Below are 21,408 nucleotides of genomic sequence, written 5' to 3' on the forward strand. Positions count from 1 at the left end.
ATCCCCGTTCAATTTTAATGTTTACATTAATAACCTTCTAAAAACTAACCTACACTTTTTCTTGAATTGTTGCTTATTCCATAATCTGGCCCTAATCCGTAATAAGGGCGCTGGTTCTTGTTCTGGAATCTCTCCCGTTTGCTTAAATAAGCATTATAAAACTTGAAATTAAAAATACTATAACTAAAATTAGCTTTATGTAACCACTATATTTTGGTGTTCCATGCCGTTTTTCTAAAAATTGCACATAGCCCACAAGTAAAAAAGATCCAACAACTAATATAGTAAACCCAACTTTATCATCTTGAATAATCATAACCCTTAACGCCATATACCCTATTATGAAATATCCTAAATGCCCCATTGTATATTGGAGAATATGCTTCATATCTCCCCTCCTGTGTTTATATAACAATCTGGCCCTATTCTAAAATAGAGCATAGATTCTTATTTGGAAAAGCACCCGTTTGTTTAAGTCTATTGGAGAAGGTTGGGAGACTATTTCCCAAAGTACAATTTTTATATTTCTCGTCGGTATCTTAAAGAAATATAATCTTCTTCTTCAGCATTACTAAATGCCTCTTTTTCGTACATAAAATTAAACCCTCTTGCTTCATAAAATGGAATACCTTTATTATTTCCCTTTTGAACGGATACCCACTGTTCCTTAGAACCTTTTGTCTGTTGTATATCTGTTAAATTGTTTAAAAGTTGAGTACCGATCCCTTCCCCACGGCGTTCAGGATCCAAGTATAAAACATAAACTTCACTTTTATCATCATCTATCATGCCACCACCAATAGCCCCAACAACAACTCCATTGTCGAGTGCTACAAAATAGCCGTCCCAATCGTCCACTTCATCTAACTCATGAAGTATACGGTCATAATTATAAAATGTCTCATTATTCCTTCTTATATTTTCTGGACTTCTAATACCCTCATATGTGTCCAGACAACCTTCGGAACAAACTTTAGAAATACCTTCAACATGCTCTGGCAATCCTCTTTTAACTACAATCATGCTATTTCCCCCGCTTATATTTCCTTATAATTTTAATTGGGAAATGAAAAAATCACTTCTCCAACAAACTGGACCGATTCTGAAACAATGGTTACTGTATATTAAGCCAAAAATGGGTTTCCATATTTTTCGCAGTAATTATAAAACCCGTGCTTATTCATATACATCATTTTTTTGACATTCTCTGGTGTGTCAAATTCAATCAATTCCAAAACTAATTGAGTAAATTCAATAGCAGCCGTTCCATTTGCAGTGACCAATTTTTTATCCTTTACTGCCTGTTCCTCTAGGAAATTACCCTTAGGATTATAATTTTCATAATCGTTCCAGATATAAGCGGAATTTCCGGTATGATTATGATCATTTAGGAAACCATTCTTTGCCAAAAAGTCCACTGCACCGCATATAGCCCCTATGGGAATATTGTTTTGAAATGTAGTTTTGATTAATGGCAAGAGCTTTTTATTATCATTTCCCCATGAATTCCCACCAATCATAACTAATAAATCAAAATCCTTAGGTTCTGAACCAATGATATAATCAACAGAAGTTTTAAAACCACCTATTGAATTTACACTATCATCTAAAGAAATAGTATCAACAGACCAATCTTCTCTTTGATTTAATGCCGACGACAAGTAAGCACCTTCCCAATCTGCATACTCGTCCAATATAAGAAATAACGCCTTTTTCATAACAACACAATCCCTCTTCTCAATACAACTCTCATAAAGTTTATTTAACCAGATTAATATTCCATCATTTGGCCCAATTCTAGCACAACTTCGTTCCGTTATTTCGCCCGTTTCTTGAATAAATCCCTGTTATAGAAAAAACTACTCTTATCGCTTACTATTTATAACTATAATTCAAACATTCTGTTTTCTTTTCATATGGTTACGAATTAGCCGGATTTGACCTCGATGATTTAGCTCATCCTCAAATACATGAAACCAACGGAAATAGTTATTTGCTTTATGATTTGGACCGAAAGGGGAAACTTTATCTAACCATTTATCCTCTATTTCCTTAAAACAATCTAGTGTGCGCTCTCGTACTAAGTTTAACTTTTCTACATAGAACTCAATTCCATTATTGGTGATTTCTGTATGTGCCTTTTCACCGAGATTCAATCCTATATCAAGCTTTTGTAGCTCTTCTTTAGTAGGTTTCCTATCCTCAAATGTCATAATTTGATAGACTTCTTCAACACATGCTATATGATACAAAAGGCATCCTATTGAATTCCCCTTGCCATCTATACGATAATCAAGTTCTTCTGCTGTTAACCCCTCTATGGCTTCGAGCGTTGTAATTCGTGTATATTCCAACATAGATAATAATCTTCCTATTAATGGGGTATAACCTGATTTTACGTCAACAATAAATCGTTTATCTTTTAAATTCTTCATTTTTTCACCTTCCTTATTTCATAAAAGAATAACTGATTTTGACCTTATAACAATTGTCAAATTCGTAAATATCCACAATCATTTTTCCGTTATTGCAATTTGAAAAGACGTAATTTGTAATAATCGCGCCCGTTTCATGAACAATCTTATACTATATTAACTTATTGTTGCCGGCTTGATAAGTTCCGTATCGTCCGAAATATAACCTAATTGTCTGCTTATTGAAACGATTTATCCTTTGTGATGAAATTCATGAGTAGCGGCATGCGTAAAGTGCCAAAGGGGTGTGAGCTCTTCTTCTTCATCCTGCCATGGAACTGGGCCGGAAATGCTAAGATTCCATCCAAATTAGTAAAGCTAACCAAGTGTCTTTCTTGGATGGAAAATACAATTAGTCGTCCCCCTTGCTTTACTCAACGAAATGGCCCTAATCCTTAATAAGGGCGCTGGTAATTGTTCGGGAATCGCTCCCAAATGTGGTTACTAATGTTCTTACGCTGTAGTAATAATCGGTCCTTCATTCGTAAGAATAATCGTATGTTCGTATTGAGCGACATAGCTTTCATCGGTTAGGAAGGTCCATCCATCTTCGGATTGGAAAACTTCTTCTTCAAACGTAGATATTATCGGCTCAAAGGCAATTACCATACCCTCTTTTAAAATTTCGTCATCCCAGCGTGAGAAGTAATTGAAAATATGTGTTGGTTCTTCATGAATCGAACGCCCAATACCATGCCCAGTAAGATTTTTTATAACTGTTAAGCCATGCTGTTTCGCTACATTATGTGCAGCTTTACCCAGCGCATTTTTTTTCGAGCCTGGTTTTGCCTTCCTAAGCCCCGCTTCGAACGCTTCTTTAGCAACGTCACATATTTTCTGTAAAGTAATCTCTCCTTTACCTACTACAAAGGAAATTCCCGTATCTGCGAAATACCCATTTTTAGAACCTGAAACATCAATATTTACAATATCTCCCTCTTGAATGGTCCGTTTCCCCGGAATCCCGTGCGCTACTTCTTCATTTATGCTAATGCACGTATATCCAGGAAAACCGTATTCTCCTTTTGGTGCAGATTGGGCTCCTGCTTTTTCAAACATCTTCTTCGCAATTTCATCGAGTTCTTTTGTGGTAATTCCAGGTTTTGTACAATGGACTAATTCATCTCGAATCGCTCCACAAATTCCCCCAATTACTTTTAATCCATTAAAATCCTTTTTAGTCCTTGCAACCATTGTATATCCTCGCTTTTTAAAGTATTTTGTGATTAGTATACCATTTAGTTTCTAGCATAAACGAAACGGATTGTTCTTCAACATTTTGATCCGTTTACTACATAGTATGAGAATGTTTTGTTGGTATCGTTACTTCAACCTATATAGTTTTACTAAATTTTTTTATACACCTACTACTTTTAACTGCTTTAGTACTTGTTTGTTATTATCTTCTAGTTTCTTGATTTCCGTTTTAGTGAATCTATAATGGCATTTTTATTGCTGCCTTTCATTTCTCGTTTTAATTGTTTTGGTGTTGGCATTTGCGAGTCCTGCTTCCTTAATAATTCAATTCTCTCACGAATCTCAGTATTGTTGTACAATGTTGCTTTCCCTACACCTGCTTCCTCTGCAACACTATTGTAATTTCCTAGACTAAAAAAAACTGAGCAAAATTCGCAGTCCTTATCACTACATGCTCAGATTTACGCTTCCTCTAGTAGCTATTATGGAATAATAGCTACTGCTTGACCACCACTCCGGCTGCCCACTTCCCTTTCCGTGGGGTTTGTCCTTCAGCTAACTTTTTTAGCAAAACCCGCTCAAAAAAGTGGATCTTCAGGTCAAACATTTCCCACAGGAGTTGAAGTGGCCGGCCTTCGCTATTATCAGGCTCTACAACGCTAGCATGAAGTAACACAGCTGCTTTTATACTCACAGATAGCGATTTTCACTTTACCCATTGTAAAAAAAGTCAACCTATTACTTATGACAAGAATTGTTGCACCTTCTCATAGCGGAGACTAATTACGTAGACTCCTGCGGGATTAGCGCGAGCCGAAAATCCACTTTGCAACGTGTTCTTCTTTGCAAAGTTAGTTGAGGCCGTGCCCACGGAAAGCGAAGTAATTCGTCGGAGCATTGCCAATATACATCAAACATTTCAAAATACTACTTGGCTTAACGCAGTCATTACACTGATTTTATACTTTCTTAACTTATAAGAAAACCGGGCAATACTGGATCATATTTGCCCGGTTTATGTTTTATACTAATGCCTCTTCTTTTTGGAAGAAGGTCTTTAAAGCTTGGTAAATATCCGCTTTTTCTTTCACGATATAACATCTGAACTTCGGATTATTAATTTCCTCAAAAGCTCGCATCAGGGTTGACTTGCGACTATACCCATTTACTTCTCCATATCCAAACATACTCGAATGAGTCATGATCTCGTTCACCAACTCGATACAGGAAGGATTATCGGAAGTGATATTTTCTCCATCAGAAATATGAAATGGATAAATATTATAACGAGATGGATGATACTTATTATTTATCAGTTCTAACGCTTTATTATAGGCAGATGAACAAATTGTTCCACCACTTTCCCCTTTGGAAAAGAAATCCTCCTCCGATACAATTTTGGCTTCTGTATGATGTGCAATAAATTCAATTTCAACAGATGCATATTTAGTACGTAAAAACCTGATCATCCAAAAGAAGAAGCTTCTAGCTACATATTTCTCAAATGTACCCATCGAAGCACTCGTATCCATCATGGCGAGGACAACAGCTTTTGATTCCGGCTTCGTTACATCATTCCATGTTTTAAAGCGTAAATCATCATTGTAAATTGGTGTAATCCCTGGCCTACCTTCCCTGGCGTTACGTTTGATTGCTGTCAGGATAGTACGCTTTTTATCAATATTACCCATTAACCCCTTTTTGCGAACATCATTAAATTCAATCTTCTCGATGGTTATCTCCTGCTGTTCTTTTTCTTTTAGGTTTGGTAATTCAAGCTCTCGAAAGAGTGCTTCTTCGATTTCCTCTAAGGATACGTCAGCTTCATAATAATCTTCCCCTGGTTTATCGCCTGCCTTCTTACCTTTTCCTTGTCCCTGCTCTTCTCCCTGAGGAGCTCGAGCAATGATATCCCCTACTTGGCTATCTCCTTTCCCCTGCCCTACATGCTTTGATTTATTGTAGTTATAGCGAATCTTATATTCATCTAAAGAACGAATTGGAATTTTTATAACATCTTTTCCATTGGACATAATAATATTTTCTTCACTCACCAAGTCGGGTAAATTATTCTTGATAGCATCTTTAACTTTATCCATATGACGTGTTTGATCCTGATAACCTTTACGGTGGAGGGACCAGTTTTCCTTTGAAACGACGAAGTTCCCACTATCTTCCTGCATGCGTTCCCCTCCTATATAATTTGATCTACTTGCCTTTTGATGCTTTCTTTATCCTATGCACGTACAAGTTTATTATTGCATTATTTAAACTATTTTAAAAAATAGCCGTTGCTAATAAGTTTTAATCAAAAACAACTGTTTATTGTTTGTCTTTAGAATGGTTCGTTTTAGAGTTATGTTCCAACCTGTCCCAGCCAATGAAGAACTAAAGCAAGTGCCCGATTAGAAACGTAGCAGACTGGAGCGAGTCAACGGAGATAAAGGAATCACGGTGTGCTTGCGAGCCGATGATGACTTAGATTAGGGTGATTCGTGAAGTCGCCTCCGTTTCTCTGCGCTGGAGCTGGACGCATCTCAACACGCCCATATTGATATCCGCATGGGATAATTTTTTAATTTCTTAGACCGTAACAAGGTTGGGACAAAACACTTCTTTACTCAAAATACGAATAATCAGGTTATCAATAGGAGTATCATCGCCGCACCGTGAAAATATACTCACTTCCCGGGCACGGCCTCAGCTAACTTGATAAAGAAAAACACGTTACCACGTGGATCTTCGGACTCGTGCTGTTCCCGCCGGAGTCTCGCTTATTTCAGGTTCTAAATGAATTGTTCTATTAAAAAACGAAAAGATAATTAATTCAAATTAATTATCTTTTCGTTTTTTGGTTGTTCCTTCATTCTTTGGTTTTCGTCTCTTAATTAGTAAGGTCTATACCTATTTAGGTTGTAGCAACACTATCTATTCAATAAACTGCCAACATAGCGAAGCAGCTCATTTGCAGAAACTGAATTATATCCATATTCATCGACCAATCTGGCAATGACCTCATTAATCTTTTTCAATTGTGACTCGTCTGGTGTTTTTGAAGAGGTTGTTATTTTTACAACATCTTTCAAATCCGCAAACAGCTTTTTCTGAATTGCTTCACGTAAACGTTCATGTGAATTATAGTCAAAGCGTTTTCCTTTCCTAGCAAATGCAGAAATCCTAATAAGAATCTCCTCACGAAACGCTTTCTTTGCATTTTCTGATATACCAATTTGTTCTTCAATCGACCGCATTAGCTTCTCATCCGGATTCATTTCTTCCCCAGTGAGCGGATCACGCAGCTTATTCTTATTACAATATGCCTCTACATTATCCAAATAATTATCCATTAATGTCTTAGCTGATTCCTCATAGGAATACACAAACGCCTTCTGAACTTCTTTCTTGGCGATCTCGTCATACTCTTTCCTGGCAATGGAAATATAATTCATATATGTTTCTTTATCTTCTTGAGATATAGAAGCATGCTGGCTTAACCCTTCCTTTAGGGAACGTAAAACATCAAGAGCATTGATTGCTGGTACCTCTTTACGAATGATTGCCGAAGAAATGCGATTAATCACATAACGTGGATCAATGCCATTCATCCCCTCCACTGGAGATTCCTTCTTCAATTCCTCTACATCCATCTGATTAAAGCCTTCAACACTCTCGCCGTCATACAGCCGCATCTTTTTTACGATATCAACTCCTTGTTTATTAGAATCCTCCAAGCGAGTCAGAATAGAGAAGATAGCCGCTACTTTTAAAGCATGTGGAGCAATATGCACATGTGCCATATCACTTTCCTTAATCATCTTTTTATAGATTCTTTCTTCCTGCGTAACTTGCAGATTATACGGTATTGGCATCACAATAATTCGAGAATGCAATGCTTCGTTCTTTTTATTTGAAATAAATGAGCGGTACTCTGCTTCATTCGTATGCGCAACAATTAATTCATCTGCACTAATTAACGCAAACCTGCCCGCTTTAAAATTTCCCTCCTGTGTAAGTGATAGTAAATGCCATAAGAACTTCTCATCACACTTCAACATTTCTTGAAATTCCATCATTCCTCGATTGGCCTTATTTAATTCCCCGTCGAACCGATAGGCACGAGGATCTGATTCGGAACCATATTCGGCAATTGTGGAAAAATCAATACTACCAGTTAAATCAGCTATATCCTGTGATTTCGGATCAGACGGACTAAACGTACCAATCCCTACCCGTTTATCTTCAGAAAGAAAAATGCGTTCCACACGTACGTCTTCAATCTTTCCATCATATTCCTTCTCTAATCGCATCGTATTTAGCGGAGATAAACTGCCCTCAATACGTATCCCATACTCCTCTGCAAATTCATCCCTTAAATGATGTGGTATTAAATGTAGTGGATCTTCATGCATAGGGCAATCTTTAATGGCATAGACAGCTCCTTCATCGGTTCGAGAATAGCTTTCTAAGCCACGCTTTAACATAGTAACGATAGTCGATTTCCCACCACTTACAGGCCCCATTAATAATAAAATACGCTTACGTACATCTAGACGTTTAGCTGCAGGATGAAAATACTCTTCTACCAATCTTTCAATCGCTTCTTCAAGCCCGAAAATCTCTTCACCAAAAAAATCATACATCTTCTTACCGTCTTTTTCAGTTAAACCAGAGCACTTAATCATATTATAAATCCGTGAATGAGCAGTTTGAGCCACCTCTGGCCTTTCTTTAATGATCTCCAGATATTCCGCGAACGTCCCTTCCCACTTCAGAAGCTGTTCTTCTTCGCGATGCTGCTTCATTTTGCTAAGAATATCCATGTTATTCCTCCATCCAGTGTCTGATTACTATAGCCTATGCTTAATTGTTTTTTATGATGCCGGTAAGTTAAAACCTTTTCTTGTCTAATATTATGCCTGTAAAGGAGCTATATTTTTAATTCGTATAAATTAATAAATTACTTTGAGATTTAAAATAATGTAGTAAATCACATAATATTTTGTTGTCAAAATTATAATTAAACATTGACTATTTAAAGTAACTTTGCTATTATTTGCATGATGTTTGACTAATTTAAAAATTCAGTAGACTATGTTAACAAATTATGACAGCACAGTATTCGACAATTTAAATGAATTAGACATCGCTAGAAAACGTTTTTGGGATAAAGGAGCAGAAGAGTATTTACTAAAACTTGGAGAAGTAGTCCATCGCCATGGACTTACAGATGTAGTTGGTATTACAATGGCTCATAGACATTTTCGTGTTAGAGATGGAGAACAATTAGTTAAGGAAGTCAGAGACAATAGTTCCGTAATAAAACCATTATCCAATCTTAATAATGATGAAGTTATTCCTTTTACATGGAAGCTATCTAAAAATAAAAATGGGAATCTTCTTTGGCATCCCCTAGAATTTGTTAAAGTTAATACATTAACAGAGGAATCAATCAATAATGAACTAACACTTAGGAATAGTTATGATTTTCTCAATGAATTTTCTAGTACATTAATAGAACTTGGTCTGGAAGATATTTTTGGTCTTTGTATTGTACATCGTGAATTTCAACTTTCACCTAATGAGATGTTAGTTGAAAGTTTGGAAGAAGAGTCACGAACATTGTCATTTAATATAACTCCTAGACAGACTTTAACCCATACGGTATTAATTCCTACTTTTTGGCGTTTTGATAAAAAGGGGAAAGCGTTACAGGCCGAGGCTTGGAAACATTGCATAGGTCACTGATTCATATACTACCTCCTATCATATAGATAAGGAGGTTTTTATATGATTGGGGCACTAAGCTTAACTAACATTATTTTGCTCTTCACAAAAGTACCTTGGTTAAACTTCGTAGCACATTTTAGTATTTAACACTAATATTCTTCTTAAACGTAAAAGTTTCCCTAAAATATTAATAATTTATCTTATGAAAGCGAGGTGATGTATTGTGGTTACACACTTACTTCGTCAAAAGAATTTCCTGTTCATTTGGGCTGCCCGCCAAACTTCGGCGTTGGGTGATTGGATTTTATTAATTGTTTTGCCTCTATACATACATAATCTGACAGGATCAACTATCGCAACTGGTACGATGTTTATAACTCAGATGATTCCACGACTTTTCTTTGGTTCCATTGCAGGGACTATTGTTGAGAGATTAAATAAAAAATGGACATTGGTCTTTACGGATTTAATTCGTGGGATCATATTGTTTGGCTTATTTGTCATTCCTGCCGATCACCTCTGGGTCTTTTTTTTGATTGTTTTTATTCAAAACATGATTGGCACTGTATTTATGCCAGCTCACCGTTCATTGATGGTAGATATTGTAGAACGAGAGCACATCGTTGATGCTAATTCAATCACAATTGTAAGTGACAATATTATCCGTCTTGTTGGCCCTTCTTTAGGTGGTGCATTACTAGGTATCGGTGGACTTCATATATCAATTGCAATTGATATATTATCATACATCATCTCAAGCATCCTTATATCATTAATCACATTATCAGTTGTTAAACAAGCAGAATCCAAAGAAAAATCGACACTAATGGTAAAATGGTTAAAGTTTTGGAATGACTGGTGGAAGGGTATTAAAATCGTTCGAAAAAATCAATTATTTCTAGTCATTTTCTGGATGTCATCTATTACTTGGCTTGCTCAAGGTATGATCAATGTCCTATTTGTACCCTATGTATTAGATGTAATGGGTGAAAGTTCAGTTGAATTTGGTTGGATAGAATCAGCTGAAGGAGTCGGTGGATTAATAGGTGGCTATTTATTGTTAAAATTAAATAAAAAGGTAAACCCATTTCCACTTATTATGATCAGTTTGTTGCTTACTGGAATTATGTTTCTTTTCATGTTCAATTTACCGTATCTGTTAATCGTTTTAATCCTAAATGTTCTACTAGGAGTGCCTAATATCATATTTAGTGTAAGGTTAGAAACATTACTTCAGGAGCATGTTCCTGAAGATTACCTAAGTCGTGTTTTTGGCTCGTATAATACAATGATAGCCTTGGCTACTTTAGCCGGAATGGCTTTAGCAACCATTTTTAATTTTATTGGTACAGTTCTTTTACTAAACCTGACAGCAGTATTGTTTATTGCTGTGGGAATTTTACTTTACAGGCCTTTAAGACATAAGTTAAGAGAACAAGGTAATTCAAATTAAGCATATGGAACTGTAATTATATGATTATTTATTCCGATAAAGGGAGTTGAATTCTAAATACCAATTAATATCAATTTTACGTCAGTTCCATTATTTTATAGCTTAACTTTTTATTCAGATTATTTGTAAGATACACACCGACAAATGCATGTTTTATTCTAACTTATCGATTTAGAAACTCTATATCTATAGCTAATACGCTTTTGTTCAACGCTTTTATCCGGGTGATACAAAAAGATGCCCGGAAAAGTCAGATGGATCATTGAACAAAAGCGCAAACGCCCGAATAGAAACGTAGCGTTTAGAGCGAGTCAACGGAGATAAGGAAATCACGGTGAGCTTACGAGCCGAAATGACTTAGATTAGGGCGATTCGTGAAGTCGCACCGTTTCTGGGCGCTGGTGATGGACGCGGTTCAACACGCCCATATTTATCCACTTGGGCATTTCCTAGGCTAAAACAAAAAAAGCTCGGCAGTCATTCCCATTTTGGAAGACCGCCAAGCTTGATGATGCTACATTAAAATTATTTAGTGACGTACAGAAGCAGGAAAATATCTTTTTTTCAGCCGCGTCGATAATACTTCTAAAATAATGGCTATGAGAAGAATAGCATACGTAATAAATCCAACCTCACTCAAGTCAAAATAAAAACCGGAGGCCATAAATAACTCAAACCCAATACCACCTGCACCAGCAGCAGCTCCCATCGCTACAGCAACTGAAAAGTTAATTTCAAAACGTAAAAACGTCCATGATAATAAATATGTAAATGTGGAAGGAAGCACACCATGCATTACTACATGCCACCAATTCGACCCGGTAGCTCGCAATGCTTCCAGTATTCCTTTATCTACTTCTTCAAATGCTTCTGAAAAAGCTTTTACAAGATAAGCAATGGAATGAAAGAGCATACCAAGGACCGCAGCTTCACTACCTAATCCTGCTGCAATTGCAAAAATCAAGACCCAGAGAACGGTGGGCACTGCTCGAATAAAGGCAACGATAATCCGAACAATTTTAGAAATCCACTCTTTGGACAAATTTGTAGCCGCCATCAACGAAAGAAAGAGAGCAATAACTGCTCCAAGCACGGTTGAAAGAACTGCTAACCCAAGTGTAATCCCTATTTGATAAAGTGCTTCTCCCCAACTAAAGTGATTTAAGGCAGGCTCTAGAAACATTACTTTCAAATTATATGCCGTCTCTGTAATGGCAGTAGTTAGATGCAGACCCGTATAATCAAAGAATAGAAAGCCTACAATCGTCAACAGAATAAATAAAATTATTGTCCAGCGCATTACTCGCTCTGACTTACTACCAGATTTAAGAGAAATACTGCCATCTTTTTTTCGCTTCATATACGTTGGCTTTGTTATAGTTTCCATTACAAAATCACCTTCCGTATATAATTTGAGATTAGTTCAATGATGATCACTGCGATGACAATACTAAATGTCACAAGCGCTACCGCATTGTAGTTCATCGACTTATAATACATATCAAAGGTATAACCTATTCCCGTACCAGTAAGAATACCTACCAGTGTTGCACTTCTAATATTGGTTTCGATCATGAATAGAATCCAGCTAATCATCTGCGGCAAGCATTGTGGAATGACCGCTTTATTGACAATATGAAAATACGTCGCTCCAGTAGCCGTCAATGCTTCAACAGAGCTTTGACTAGCTTCATCAATGGATTCGATAAAAGCTCGAGTTAAGAAACCGACCGTCCCGACAAACAAAGCTAAGTATCCCGTTATCGAATTTTGTCCAAATGATAGAAGCAAAATCAGCGCCCATGCAACAACGGGGATATTTCTTGAAACAGCTGCAATGAATCGAGCCACTACACTTAATATTCCATTCAAGCTTGTTGTTTTAGATCCCATTAATCCTAAAAATATCGATACGACTGCAGCTGTTGTGGTTGCTGCAATAGACATGAATACGGTCTCGTTTAGCTTTTCTAGAATGGTTGGCAGTCGTTCCAATGACTCTTGTGTAATTAACAAATTGGAGATGATCCAGCCGATAGCGGCAGGAAAAGCGGCTAAGCCATCCACAAAATTAAAGTTAGTTATGACAGCTGAAAGATACGTAATAGCTATAATAATTAATAGAAACAAAGTAGATTGCCATTTTCGTTTTTGCATCACTTTTTGATTCACAGTCGATTTCTCCTCACACCGTAATTAATTCTCTTGTTTGTGTTCCATAAATACGATTAATTCGATCATCTGTTAATTGGTGATTGGAACCGTCAAATACAACTTTCCCTTGATTTAGACCAATAATGCGATCCGAATATTGTTGAGCTACTTCCACTTGGTGCAAATTCACTATACAGGTTATACCCAGCTCGGAAGTAATTGATTTCAGATGGTCCATAATAACCTTGGAAGCATTCGGATCAAGTGAAGCTATTGGTTCATCACATAGTACAAGCTTTGGATCTTGAATAAGCGCGCGGGCGATTCCCACTCGTTGCTGCTGCCCTCCACTTAGTTGATCACAGCGCTTATAAGCATGCTCTTCAATGCCTAGCTTTTGCAGAAGAAAAAAGGCACGCTTTTTTTCTTGTTCCGTGAATCTACCTAAGACCCCCTGCAATGTTGTTTTATATCCAAAGCGCCCGTGAAGGACATTTTCAATTACGGTTAAACGAGGTACTAAATTATAATGTTGAAATACCATCCCAATATTTGTCCGTAGTCGTCGTAACTGTTTTTTTCCAAGAGTTCCCACATTAGCACCATCGAATAGGACATTTCCTTCACTAATTGTCACCATCCGATTGATACATCGAAGCAATGTTGATTTTCCAGCTCCTGAAGGACCAATGATGGATACAAACTCACCAGCTTCTATATCAAAATTCACATTCTCTAATACCTTTGTTTCTGTATCGTACGATTTACCAAGACCAACTACTTGCAACAATGACATGATAGCTTCTCCCTTCCATTTGTAAAATGAAGAGTATGCCCAGAAAAAGGTGCATACTCTTTTAACCATCATCTACCTACCAATCTTACTTCGAAATTTCACGTATTGGATCAAACCAAGCATCCTCTGCTGGCGCGAATCGTTCCTTATCGGATTTGAAGAATAGTGCGGAATCCTCCGAATTCTCTGGTACAAAAATTCCTTGGTTATTCGCAACTTCATCTGAGGTTAGAACCTCTTGTAATTTTTTATAATCTTCTTCACCTAACGTATCCATATTTGCAGCAAAGGGCGCATTTAATACTGGGGTTACACTCATTAGTGTAAATTCGCTACCTGTTACCTTATTAAATGGTTCTGCAGCATCGTCCTTCACGCGATAAACAGAACCTACTGTATTTTCTTCACCTTCCGCAACCTCCACATAATTTTCTACACATGTATCACAAAATGCAGCAACATCTGCATTACCCGATAATAAATTCACAGCAGATCCTTGGTGAGAATTCCCAAACAATACTTGAGAGAACAGCGGGCCAGCTTCCATTAGATCTTCTTCCGTTAAATCTGCATATTCATCCTGTTCGGTGAAATGTGCTAATATACTTGAGGAAGGTACTTTAAATCCTGAGGTAGAACTGTTTGATACAAAGGAAAACTTTTTGTCAGCAATGGTATCAAGTGAAAATTCCCCATCCTTTTTGTAATTGTCCTGATCATCAATGTTTACCGCTAACCAGCTATGGTATACCGCATCATCTAATGTTCCTGATGGGCCTGTAGGAACAACTAAAGGTTGAATAGCGTCATTACTTTTATTGGCCTCAATGTATCCCTGCGCCCCCATGAAGGCAACATCTGCATTATTGTTCACCAAAGTCTCAATAGCAATGGCATAATCTGTCGTTAAGTGATGCTCTACTTCTTTTCCGGTTGCGTCTGCAATTACCTTACCAATTTCATCACGAGATGATTTCAAATCCTCACCAGATTCATTTGGATACCAAACAATATCAATCACATCATCAACTTCAGCCTCTCCGTTGGCATTACCTTTCGAGCAACCAACCGCAACAATAGCTAATAAAAGCAAAACAGCAATCCTCGTTATTGTTTTTTTCATCCTTAACGCTCCTCATCCATAGATTATCTGACAAGCCAATAGACGAAATAGGGGGATAGCATTCACGGTTCTATTGATTTGTCCTATATCATTGAAACATAAATAATCTAAAAATAGTTTATATTTACATTTTTTTAACTATTATTTAAGCTTGTTTACATATCCTTAATAATTAACCGTTCGTTCAATCGGAATCTGAGGACTAACGATAGATCCTACAGTGATTGGAGTACCAAATGCACCGTGATAATCTGTTCCACCTGTCATTATGAGTTGATATGTATTAGCTAGTTCTTCTACATGTTGATAATCTATTTTCGTATGATCTGGATGATTCCTTTCAATGCCTCCCAACCCAACCTCGACTAATTCAGGAATGATATCGTACGAATGAAGTTGGCCGGGATGTGCAACTACTGCAAGTCCACCATCTGCTACAATGCCTTTCACCGCATCAAAGGCATCCACATACTCAATATCTCCAGAAGCGGGTCCATTACCTTTAAACAGGCTTTGATATAGTTGTTGATATGCGTCAGAAGTGTAAGCAGATGTTGTTAAATAATTCATAACATGTTGTTTATAAACTGTTAGACTAGGTAGAGCCGACGAAATAATAGCTTGTTGATCCAGTCGATAGCCTACACGTTTTAGTTGCTCGATTTGCCAAAGAGTATGTTGTCTACGCCTTTCTCGTATAGGCTGGCAAAGTGCTTCAATATGTTTAGCCTGTTCATGGTAATGATAACCAAGGATATGAACCTTTCGTTTACGCTTAAAATCATATGCTGATATTTCTATTCCAGGAATCACTTTTATCCCTAGTTCGGCACCAAGCGCTTGTTTTTCCCCCAGCCCCATCGTACTGTCATGATCCACAAAGCTTACGTAATTGACCCCATGATGAGCTGCTTTTTGTAGAACTTCATAAACAGAATCTGCACCATCGGAGTATGTACTATGAACATGGAGATCAGCCTTCACATAGAACACCTTCCTCCTGTAGAGGTACAGGACTAGATTTCATATCGTACACCTTATCGCAAAGCCCATCCATAAATTCGATATCATGAAAAATACCGACTAATGTAGTACCATCTGCTTTTAGTTTCTCGATAATCTCACGTACCTTCACTTTTGATTGCTGATCTAAACTTGCAGTAGGTTCGTCAAGTAGCAGTAACCTTGGTTTCTTTACTGTTGCGATTGCAATATTTAATCGAAGCTTCTCCCCGCCTGAAAACGTATTGGGATACGCATCCCATAATTTTCGATCCAATTCAAAATGCTTTAATGCTTTCTCAGCCTCTGCTTTGGCAACAGCTGCCGGTTCCTCCATTTCTAGTAACGCTTTTTCTATGAGCTGTCTAGATGTTGTACGAGGCATGACATTCAAAAACTGAGATACATAGCCAATCTCATGCTTTCGCAAATACAGCATTTCTCGCTCCGTTACCTTCGCTAAATCAATCTTTCCGAACCGATTTGAATCATATACTATATTTCCAGTATCGGGCAGATAGGTTCGGTAGATACTTTTTAAAATAGTAGATTTGCCGCTCCCACTTTTGCCAACAATCCCTATAAATTCACCTTTATCCAATGAAAAATGAATGTTCTCCACAGCTTGCATCGTTTTCCCCAGATGATGAATCGTAAATTGCTTACCGAAATTCTTAACCTCTAATAATGCCATCGAACTATTCCTCCTTACTCCTACGTCTTTAATTGGTACGATAGTTTGTCGTTGTAATTAACGCTCCATTTACCATCGTAGCTGTCAGCATTGGATACCCATCATCCATCCGTTCAATGATGATAATGTCTGCTTTCTTTCCAGTCTTAATAGAGCCGATCTCTTCATCCATGCGTACGGCTTTAGCAGGATTAAGCGTGACTTTCATAAACATCTCATGTAAATCATTGCTGTACGACTCACTTAATGTAAAAATGGCATGTAATAATGCTGCTGGATAATAGTCACTACAAAGAATATCAATACTGTTCTCAGCAATTGCCTCAGCAGCAGATAGATTGCCAGAATGAGAACCCCCAAGCATTACATTAGGAGCTCCAGCAATTGTCTTTAGCCCTAATTCTCTAGCCTTTTTGGCAATATCAAGGGTTATTGGAAATTCGCTAATCGTGGTTCCAAATGAAGCTACTAAATCCAGCTTCTCCACATTATCGTCATCATGCGAGGCTACAGCTATTCCCTTTGCTAAAGCTATGTCAGCTATTTCTTTTATTTGATCGATCGACAAGCATTTCATATTTTGACGTTCTAAAATAATTGTCTGTACATCATCATCTGATAATGCACGATATCCCTGAAGGGTTTGTCTGTATACCTCCAAATCACGATACTGTCCTTGCCCAGGTGTATGATCCATAAAAGACAATAAATGGACTTTATCATCGTTTATATTTTGAATCAGTCGATCAACTTCTGAAACATTATCAATCTCAAACCGCGCATGCAGTCGATGGCGGATTAAATGAAGCTCATTATGAGTCGCTGCAATAGCATCTACCATGCGCTGCACATTCTCTGGATAACGCATTGGCTTATGTGTAAATACATCCTCACGATAGAAGGAAAGCGAGTGGAACATCGTCGTTATTCCATGACTAATTAGTATTTTTTCGGCCTCACGTAAGCTAATATGGAAATCCATCATACTCGTTGGCCGTGGAGAAGCAATTGTCTCAATATAATCAGAATGAATATCAATAAATCCAGGTGAAATATACCCACCATTTGCGTTTATGTGGTCTGCAGTTTTATATTCATTAATGCTTTCTTCAGGAATAATCGCTTGGATATGATCACCTTCCACAACAACAGCATATCCTTCTAAAATCGTTTCTTCTGTAATCACTTTTCCATTATGAATAATATACACCGTAGCTATCCCTCCTATAATAATGAGTAAACCAATCGTTGCGTGTACGCATGTTGTGGATCTTCCATAATCTGATCTGTTAGCCCTTGTTCAATAATGGCTCCGTTCAGCATGACAATTGTGCGATCTGCCAGCATTCGAATAACTGCTAGATCGTGCGATACAACGATCATACTAATACCAGATTCTCTTTGAATCCTCTTAATTAAGTCCAATACATTTGCTTGAACGGACAAATCAAGACCTGTTGTAACTTCATCGAGAAATAGAATGGGCGGATTATTCGAAAGTGCTTTTGCAATTTGAACACGCTGCTGCATACCACCGGAAAAATTACGTGGCTCCTCCTTCGCTCGAAACAATGGGATATGGACATTTTCTAACAACTCACTACCCGTCCTCTCCATCGTTGTAACGTTACGATTACCTGCAGCAATTTGTTTTTCTGCAATATTACCCATGGTAGAAAAATTCATTTTTAATCCTTTTACCGGATTTTGATAGACCATTCCGTATTTATGATTACGAATATATCGTTTCTTTTGTGAAGACAGATTAAATACATTCTGCCCTTCCAATTCAATATCATGAATATATGCATCTCCGGAAGTAACTGGCTCATCAAAATATAAGCACTGCATCATCGTAGATTTTCCACTGCCACTTTCTCCTACAATCCCAAGGATTTCACCAGGGAATAATTCCAAGGATACATCCTGGCAAGCATATACCGTCCCACATGTGGAGCAATAATTTCTCTCTAGTTTTCGAGTGGACGTTTCTCTACAATCCTGACAACCACCACCAAATTGTTTATTTAAATTCCGAACGCTTAAGATTGGTTGTTCATGCATGAGTGGGTGCAGCCTCCTTTTCCTTCAGTGAATTTAACCGATCGACACAATAGCTTGTATCATTACATTGATAATAGCTCTTACCAGAAGTTTCATCGATTAGCTCATCGAGAAACACATCATCAGCACCGCATAAATAACATGTATGATCGGCAAAGGATTCCACTGTAAAAGGATAATCCTCAAACGCAAGTGAATTTACATCGGTATATGGCGGGACAGCATAAATTTTCTTCTCTCTCCCTGCACCCAGAAGAATAAGAGCTTCGGAATAATGCAATTTCTGATTATCAAACCTCGGAATTGGGCTAGGGGCCATTACATAACGCCCATTCACATAAACCGGATGATCCGCCCCTGTTGCTGTCTTTCCGTACTTCATAATTTGTTCAAACAAAAGCAGCCATGCTCCACTATATTCATCTTCCGCATGTAATCTTTTGGTTATATATTCACTAGCTTCCACTTGTCTAAGTGGTTCTGGAGTTGGTACCTGCAATACAAGTATTTGCTCCTTCGTTAATGGTACTTCCGGGATTCGGTGCCTTGATTGTATAAGTGATGCTGCTTCTGTGTTCTCCGTTAGTGCTACATTGGTTGTTTGTTGCACCAACTTCTTAATGCTAACAGCGTTTACGGATTCATCAGCCCCTTGATCAATTACTTTTACGATATCTGTCTTGCCAATTAAGGATAGGGTAAGCTGAAGTCCTCCTGTCCCCCAGCCTCTTGCTATCGGCATTTCTCTCGAAGCAAAAGGGACTTGATAGCCTGGAATAGCGACTGCTTTTAAAGTGGCGCGACGAATCTCTTTTTTAGAACCTTCATCAAAAAAGGCAAAGTGTGTCATTGTTTTCATTACTTTTTCCCCTCCTTTTTCACTTCACGAACACTATCCAGCTTAGACTGAAAGGTCACATAATGTGGTAGCTTCAAATGTGAAATGAAACCAGTAGACTCAACAGAGTCAATATGTAGCAGTACAAACTCTTCATCATGTGTAGGAAAATCGGATTCAGGATGCTCCAAGCATTGATCTAAAATACTCATTGAAATTGCCTTCGTTTCATTTTGGCCATAGCAAACACCATATCCGATTTCAAATTCCAATTCCGCTTCATTCTTTTGGTTTTTCGTTGATACTGGTACAAACGACTCCACTTCCGAAACTTTAATTTCCCCAATATAATATTGATCTTCATGATTCTGTCCTGTATCATTTGGCTGGTCAACATAGACTGGTAGTGTGCCCACACGTACTTCTCCAACGGTTGGATGTACTTGCCCATATCCCCGTAAAGATGCATATCCCAATGCAGTTACCGCTCCTGTTTGACCACGAGTTAACACTTGCAGCCTTGCACTTCTTGGAGCAGGGAATGGAAGGTTTTCCTTCGTGATATCAACCGGTTTCGTATCATCAGCCTCATAGGTATCAAATAACCCTTCTTTTCTTAGATATTCCACCACTTTAGGGAAATAGCTAACCTTATCCGTAGCTTTTATGTTTGTAAGCTCCAGTTCATAAGCTTTTACCCATTCTTTATTCTGCTTAACACGCTCATCCAATAAAGAAAAATCCAATAATCGATGTGTATAATCTGTGGTTGCTCCTAGCAATTGCCCCCCAGGAATATCTTTAAAGCTTGCAGAGATACGACGCTCAACAAACATTGACTCCGATTCTACGGTTTGACTGTAATATAGTCTAGGCAAGGTTGATCGATGTGCTCGCATAATAAAAACGGCCTCTTCCATACTTCCCTCAGCCTGTTTGATGGATAATGCTGCTAGAAAAGGAGAATACAAGCTACTCTCCGACATAACTTGATCAACTAGGGATCGCATTGTTGCCATTATCGTTTTAACCTCAATAATCTCACTTTCCTTTAAGCGCTCATAGGTTAATCGTTTAATCGATGCCTCAATCGCCTTTGTTCCACCTTTAACTGCTACATATCCCATTTATTCCACCCCCGTAATTTCAACTGTAGTCGTTCTAGGGATACAAACGATATGTGCCTGTGTATCTGTTATAATCAGATCGATGCCTAAGGGGTACTCATTTATTCGTTCCTTACGAGCTTGCCATACTTTTGTATAAATGCCCGTAAACAGCTTGACCTCATTTTTAATACCGGGTCCCATTAATTTCAATTCAGCAGTATTCGAAAGTTTTGGTGTTTCGATGATCCACGTGCTGGAATTTTGGGGATCAATTAAATCACCTATTTTACACTGATAAATCGCCTGTAAGATGGATAGCTCCGTTGCATCCTGTAAAACGATAATATAATCTGCCTTATCAGCAGGTGCTTGCTTTGCTAAGGTATATTCCGCTATTTTTCCGCCAATCTGCTGCTGTTTTTCTGATATAAGATGAAAGGAAACCTCTCCATCTAATAAAGCCATTGCGCTAAGTAAAGTAGCATCATAACATGGTAATTGATAATCCACCTGCTCTGCCTGTTCTCGAAGAATTGAAATGTCACCAGGTCGAGACATACTATACAAGATCTTTCTATATACTTGCTGTAAATCATGCACTTGATCTATAGCCATACAATCTCCCCTAATCCCCTATTTTTAATAAACTGAAACTTCAATCAGTATGAGTTTTGTTTATCCTCCACTGATTGCTACCGGTCAACAACTACTCGTTCCATACGATAACTCTTTCCCAGGGTCTGGTATCTTCTAGTCGTTGTGTCTACCTGTACCTTT

21 protein-coding genes and 1 pseudogene are annotated in these 21,408 nt (G+C 37.8%); 2 read left to right on the forward strand and 20 right to left on the reverse strand.

Going from position 1 to position 21,408, the window contains the following annotated elements; all coding sequences use genetic code 11:
• Window positions 1-142: 142 nt before the first annotated feature.
• From D9782_RS03415 to D9782_RS03455, 9 genes and pseudogenes are all read right to left on the reverse strand, one after another.
• Entirely contained in the window at window positions 143-388 is a 246-nt protein-coding gene (locus tag D9782_RS03415; RefSeq protein WP_026681868.1) for a hypothetical protein, read from the reverse strand.
• Between the two features lie 131 nt (window positions 389-519).
• The gene (locus tag D9782_RS03420) at window positions 520-1,023 is read right to left on the reverse strand and encodes a GNAT family N-acetyltransferase (protein ID WP_026681869.1); all 504 of its coding nucleotides are present in this window, start codon (window positions 1,021-1,023) and stop codon (window positions 520-522) included.
• Window positions 1,024-1,124: 101 nt separating this feature from the next.
• The gene (locus tag D9782_RS03425) at window positions 1,125-1,718 is read right to left on the reverse strand and encodes a type 1 glutamine amidotransferase family protein (RefSeq protein WP_121604078.1); all 594 of its coding nucleotides are present in this window, start codon (window positions 1,716-1,718) and stop codon (window positions 1,125-1,127) included.
• Window positions 1,719-1,892: 174 nt separating this feature from the next.
• Window positions 1,893-2,435, reverse strand: coding sequence for a DinB family protein (locus D9782_RS03430; RefSeq protein ID WP_121604079.1), 543 nt, complete (start codon window positions 2,433-2,435; stop codon window positions 1,893-1,895).
• Window positions 2,436-2,927: 492 nt separating this feature from the next.
• Complete coding sequence (gene map / locus D9782_RS03435; RefSeq protein ID WP_121604080.1) at window positions 2,928-3,668, reverse strand: type I methionyl aminopeptidase; 741 nt, start codon at window positions 3,666-3,668, stop codon at window positions 2,928-2,930.
• 162 nt (window positions 3,669-3,830) lie between these two features.
• Window positions 3,831-4,075, reverse strand: a pseudogene (locus D9782_RS03440) (DUF6262 family protein); the annotation flags it as partial.
• 92 nt (window positions 4,076-4,167) lie between these two features.
• A complete protein-coding gene (locus D9782_RS03445; RefSeq protein WP_121603754.1) occupies window positions 4,168-4,365 on the reverse strand; it encodes a hypothetical protein in 198 nt (65 codons plus the stop codon).
• Between the two features lie 328 nt (window positions 4,366-4,693).
• Entirely contained in the window at window positions 4,694-5,854 is a 1,161-nt protein-coding gene (gene yhbH, locus D9782_RS03450) for a sporulation protein YhbH (protein WP_121604081.1), read from the reverse strand.
• Between the two features lie 741 nt (window positions 5,855-6,595).
• Window positions 6,596-8,491: a PrkA family serine protein kinase gene (locus D9782_RS03455; RefSeq protein WP_121604082.1), complete on the reverse strand. Its 1,896-nt coding sequence runs from the start codon at window positions 8,489-8,491 to the stop codon at window positions 6,596-6,598.
• A 271-nt stretch (window positions 8,492-8,762) separates the two neighbouring features.
• Here D9782_RS03455 and D9782_RS03460 point away from each other — a divergent pair, with 271 nt between their 5' ends.
• Together D9782_RS03460 and D9782_RS03465 are read left to right on the forward strand one after the other, a co-directional pair.
• Complete coding sequence (locus D9782_RS03460) at window positions 8,763-9,416, forward strand: hypothetical protein (RefSeq protein WP_121604083.1); 654 nt, start codon at window positions 8,763-8,765, stop codon at window positions 9,414-9,416.
• Between the two features lie 205 nt (window positions 9,417-9,621).
• Window positions 9,622-10,851, forward strand: a complete 1,230-nt coding sequence (locus D9782_RS03465) for an MFS transporter (RefSeq protein ID WP_162986319.1) — start codon at window positions 9,622-9,624, stop codon at window positions 10,849-10,851.
• A gap of 529 nt (window positions 10,852-11,380) precedes the next feature.
• On the opposite strand, the gene phnE (D9782_RS03470) is transcribed toward D9782_RS03465, so the two are convergent.
• The 11 genes from phnE (D9782_RS03470) to phnH all read right to left on the reverse strand — a co-directional run bounded on the left by phnE (D9782_RS03470) (window position 11,381) and on the right by phnH (window position 21,246).
• Window positions 11,381-12,238: a phosphonate ABC transporter, permease protein PhnE gene (gene phnE, locus D9782_RS03470; protein WP_026681875.1), complete on the reverse strand. Its 858-nt coding sequence runs from the start codon at window positions 12,236-12,238 to the stop codon at window positions 11,381-11,383.
• The gene (phnE, locus tag D9782_RS03475; RefSeq protein ID WP_121604085.1) at window positions 12,238-13,023 is read right to left on the reverse strand and encodes a phosphonate ABC transporter, permease protein PhnE; all 786 of its coding nucleotides are present in this window, start codon (window positions 13,021-13,023) and stop codon (window positions 12,238-12,240) included. Before phnE (D9782_RS03475) ends, phnE (D9782_RS03470) begins: the two co-directional genes overlap by 1 nt.
• Window positions 13,024-13,036: 13 nt before the next feature.
• Window positions 13,037-13,801, reverse strand: a complete 765-nt coding sequence (gene phnC / locus D9782_RS03480) for a phosphonate ABC transporter ATP-binding protein (protein ID WP_121604086.1) — start codon at window positions 13,799-13,801, stop codon at window positions 13,037-13,039.
• 85 nt (window positions 13,802-13,886) lie between these two features.
• Entirely contained in the window at window positions 13,887-14,924 is a 1,038-nt protein-coding gene (locus tag D9782_RS03485; RefSeq protein WP_121604087.1) for a PhnD/SsuA/transferrin family substrate-binding protein, read from the reverse strand.
• 165 nt (window positions 14,925-15,089) lie between these two features.
• The gene (locus D9782_RS03490) at window positions 15,090-15,908 is read right to left on the reverse strand and encodes a PHP domain-containing protein (RefSeq protein WP_121604088.1); all 819 of its coding nucleotides are present in this window, start codon (window positions 15,906-15,908) and stop codon (window positions 15,090-15,092) included.
• Window positions 15,898-16,620: a phosphonate C-P lyase system protein PhnL gene (gene phnL / locus D9782_RS03495; RefSeq protein ID WP_121604089.1), complete on the reverse strand. Its 723-nt coding sequence runs from the start codon at window positions 16,618-16,620 to the stop codon at window positions 15,898-15,900. The genes D9782_RS03490 and phnL overlap by 11 nt, the downstream gene beginning before the upstream one ends.
• Before the next feature lie 28 nt (window positions 16,621-16,648).
• Entirely contained in the window at window positions 16,649-17,830 is a 1,182-nt protein-coding gene (gene phnM, locus D9782_RS03500) for a phosphonate metabolism protein PhnM (protein ID WP_121604090.1), read from the reverse strand.
• Between the two features lie 14 nt (window positions 17,831-17,844).
• Window positions 17,845-18,684 (reverse strand): ATP-binding cassette domain-containing protein, encoded by an 840-nt coding sequence (locus tag D9782_RS03505; protein WP_121604091.1) that lies wholly within the window; start codon window positions 18,682-18,684, stop codon window positions 17,845-17,847.
• Complete coding sequence (locus tag D9782_RS03510) at window positions 18,677-19,543, reverse strand: alpha-D-ribose 1-methylphosphonate 5-phosphate C-P-lyase PhnJ (protein WP_121604092.1); 867 nt, start codon at window positions 19,541-19,543, stop codon at window positions 18,677-18,679. The genes D9782_RS03505 and D9782_RS03510 overlap by 8 nt, the downstream gene beginning before the upstream one ends.
• Window positions 19,543-20,649: a carbon-phosphorus lyase complex subunit PhnI gene (locus tag D9782_RS03515; RefSeq protein WP_121604093.1), complete on the reverse strand. Its 1,107-nt coding sequence runs from the start codon at window positions 20,647-20,649 to the stop codon at window positions 19,543-19,545. Before D9782_RS03515 ends, D9782_RS03510 begins: the two co-directional genes overlap by 1 nt.
• Window positions 20,650-21,246: a phosphonate C-P lyase system protein PhnH gene (phnH, locus tag D9782_RS03520; protein WP_121604094.1), complete on the reverse strand. Its 597-nt coding sequence runs from the start codon at window positions 21,244-21,246 to the stop codon at window positions 20,650-20,652.
• Window positions 21,247-21,408 lie beyond the last annotated feature (162 nt).

It is taken from the genome of Virgibacillus sp. Bac332, from assembly GCF_003667785.1.
Taxonomy (GTDB): domain Bacteria; phylum Bacillota; class Bacilli; order Bacillales; family Amphibacillaceae; genus Virgibacillus; species Virgibacillus salarius.

Coding starts and splice junctions, on each gene's coding strand:
- D9782_RS03485 (WP_121604087.1), bottom strand. CDS start 14,924: ATGAAAAAAACAATAACGAGGATTGCTGTTTTGCTTTTATTAGCTATT.
- D9782_RS03460 (WP_121604083.1), top strand. CDS start 8,763: ATGTTAACAAATTATGACAGCACAGTATTCGACAATTTAAATGAATTA.
- D9782_RS03420 (WP_026681869.1), bottom strand. CDS start 1,023: ATGATTGTAGTTAAAAGAGGATTGCCAGAGCATGTTGAAGGTATTTCT.
- phnH (WP_121604094.1), bottom strand. CDS start 21,246: ATGGCTATAGATCAAGTGCATGATTTACAGCAAGTATATAGAAAGATC.
- D9782_RS03455 (WP_121604082.1), bottom strand. CDS start 8,491: ATGGATATTCTTAGCAAAATGAAGCAGCATCGCGAAGAAGAACAGCTT.
- phnL (WP_121604089.1), bottom strand. CDS start 16,620: ATGGCATTATTAGAGGTTAAGAATTTCGGTAAGCAATTTACGATTCAT.
- D9782_RS03505 (WP_121604091.1), bottom strand. CDS start 18,684: ATGCATGAACAACCAATCTTAAGCGTTCGGAATTTAAATAAACAATTT.
- map (WP_121604080.1), bottom strand. CDS start 3,668: ATGGTTGCAAGGACTAAAAAGGATTTTAATGGATTAAAAGTAATTGGG.
- D9782_RS03425 (WP_121604078.1), bottom strand. CDS start 1,718: ATGAAAAAGGCGTTATTTCTTATATTGGACGAGTATGCAGATTGGGAA.
- D9782_RS03515 (WP_121604093.1), bottom strand. CDS start 20,649: ATGGGATATGTAGCAGTTAAAGGTGGAACAAAGGCGATTGAGGCATCG.
- yhbH (WP_121604081.1), bottom strand. CDS start 5,854: ATGCAGGAAGATAGTGGGAACTTCGTCGTTTCAAAGGAAAACTGGTCC.
- phnC (WP_121604086.1), bottom strand. CDS start 13,801: ATGTCATTGTTGCAAGTAGTTGGTCTTGGTAAATCGTACGATACAGAA.
- D9782_RS03415 (WP_026681868.1), bottom strand. CDS start 388: ATGAAGCATATTCTCCAATATACAATGGGGCATTTAGGATATTTCATA.
- phnE (WP_026681875.1), bottom strand. CDS start 12,238: ATGGAAACTATAACAAAGCCAACGTATATGAAGCGAAAAAAAGATGGC.
- D9782_RS03510 (WP_121604092.1), bottom strand. CDS start 19,543: ATGAAAACAATGACACACTTTGCCTTTTTTGATGAAGGTTCTAAAAAA.
- D9782_RS03430 (WP_121604079.1), bottom strand. CDS start 2,435: ATGAAGAATTTAAAAGATAAACGATTTATTGTTGACGTAAAATCAGGT.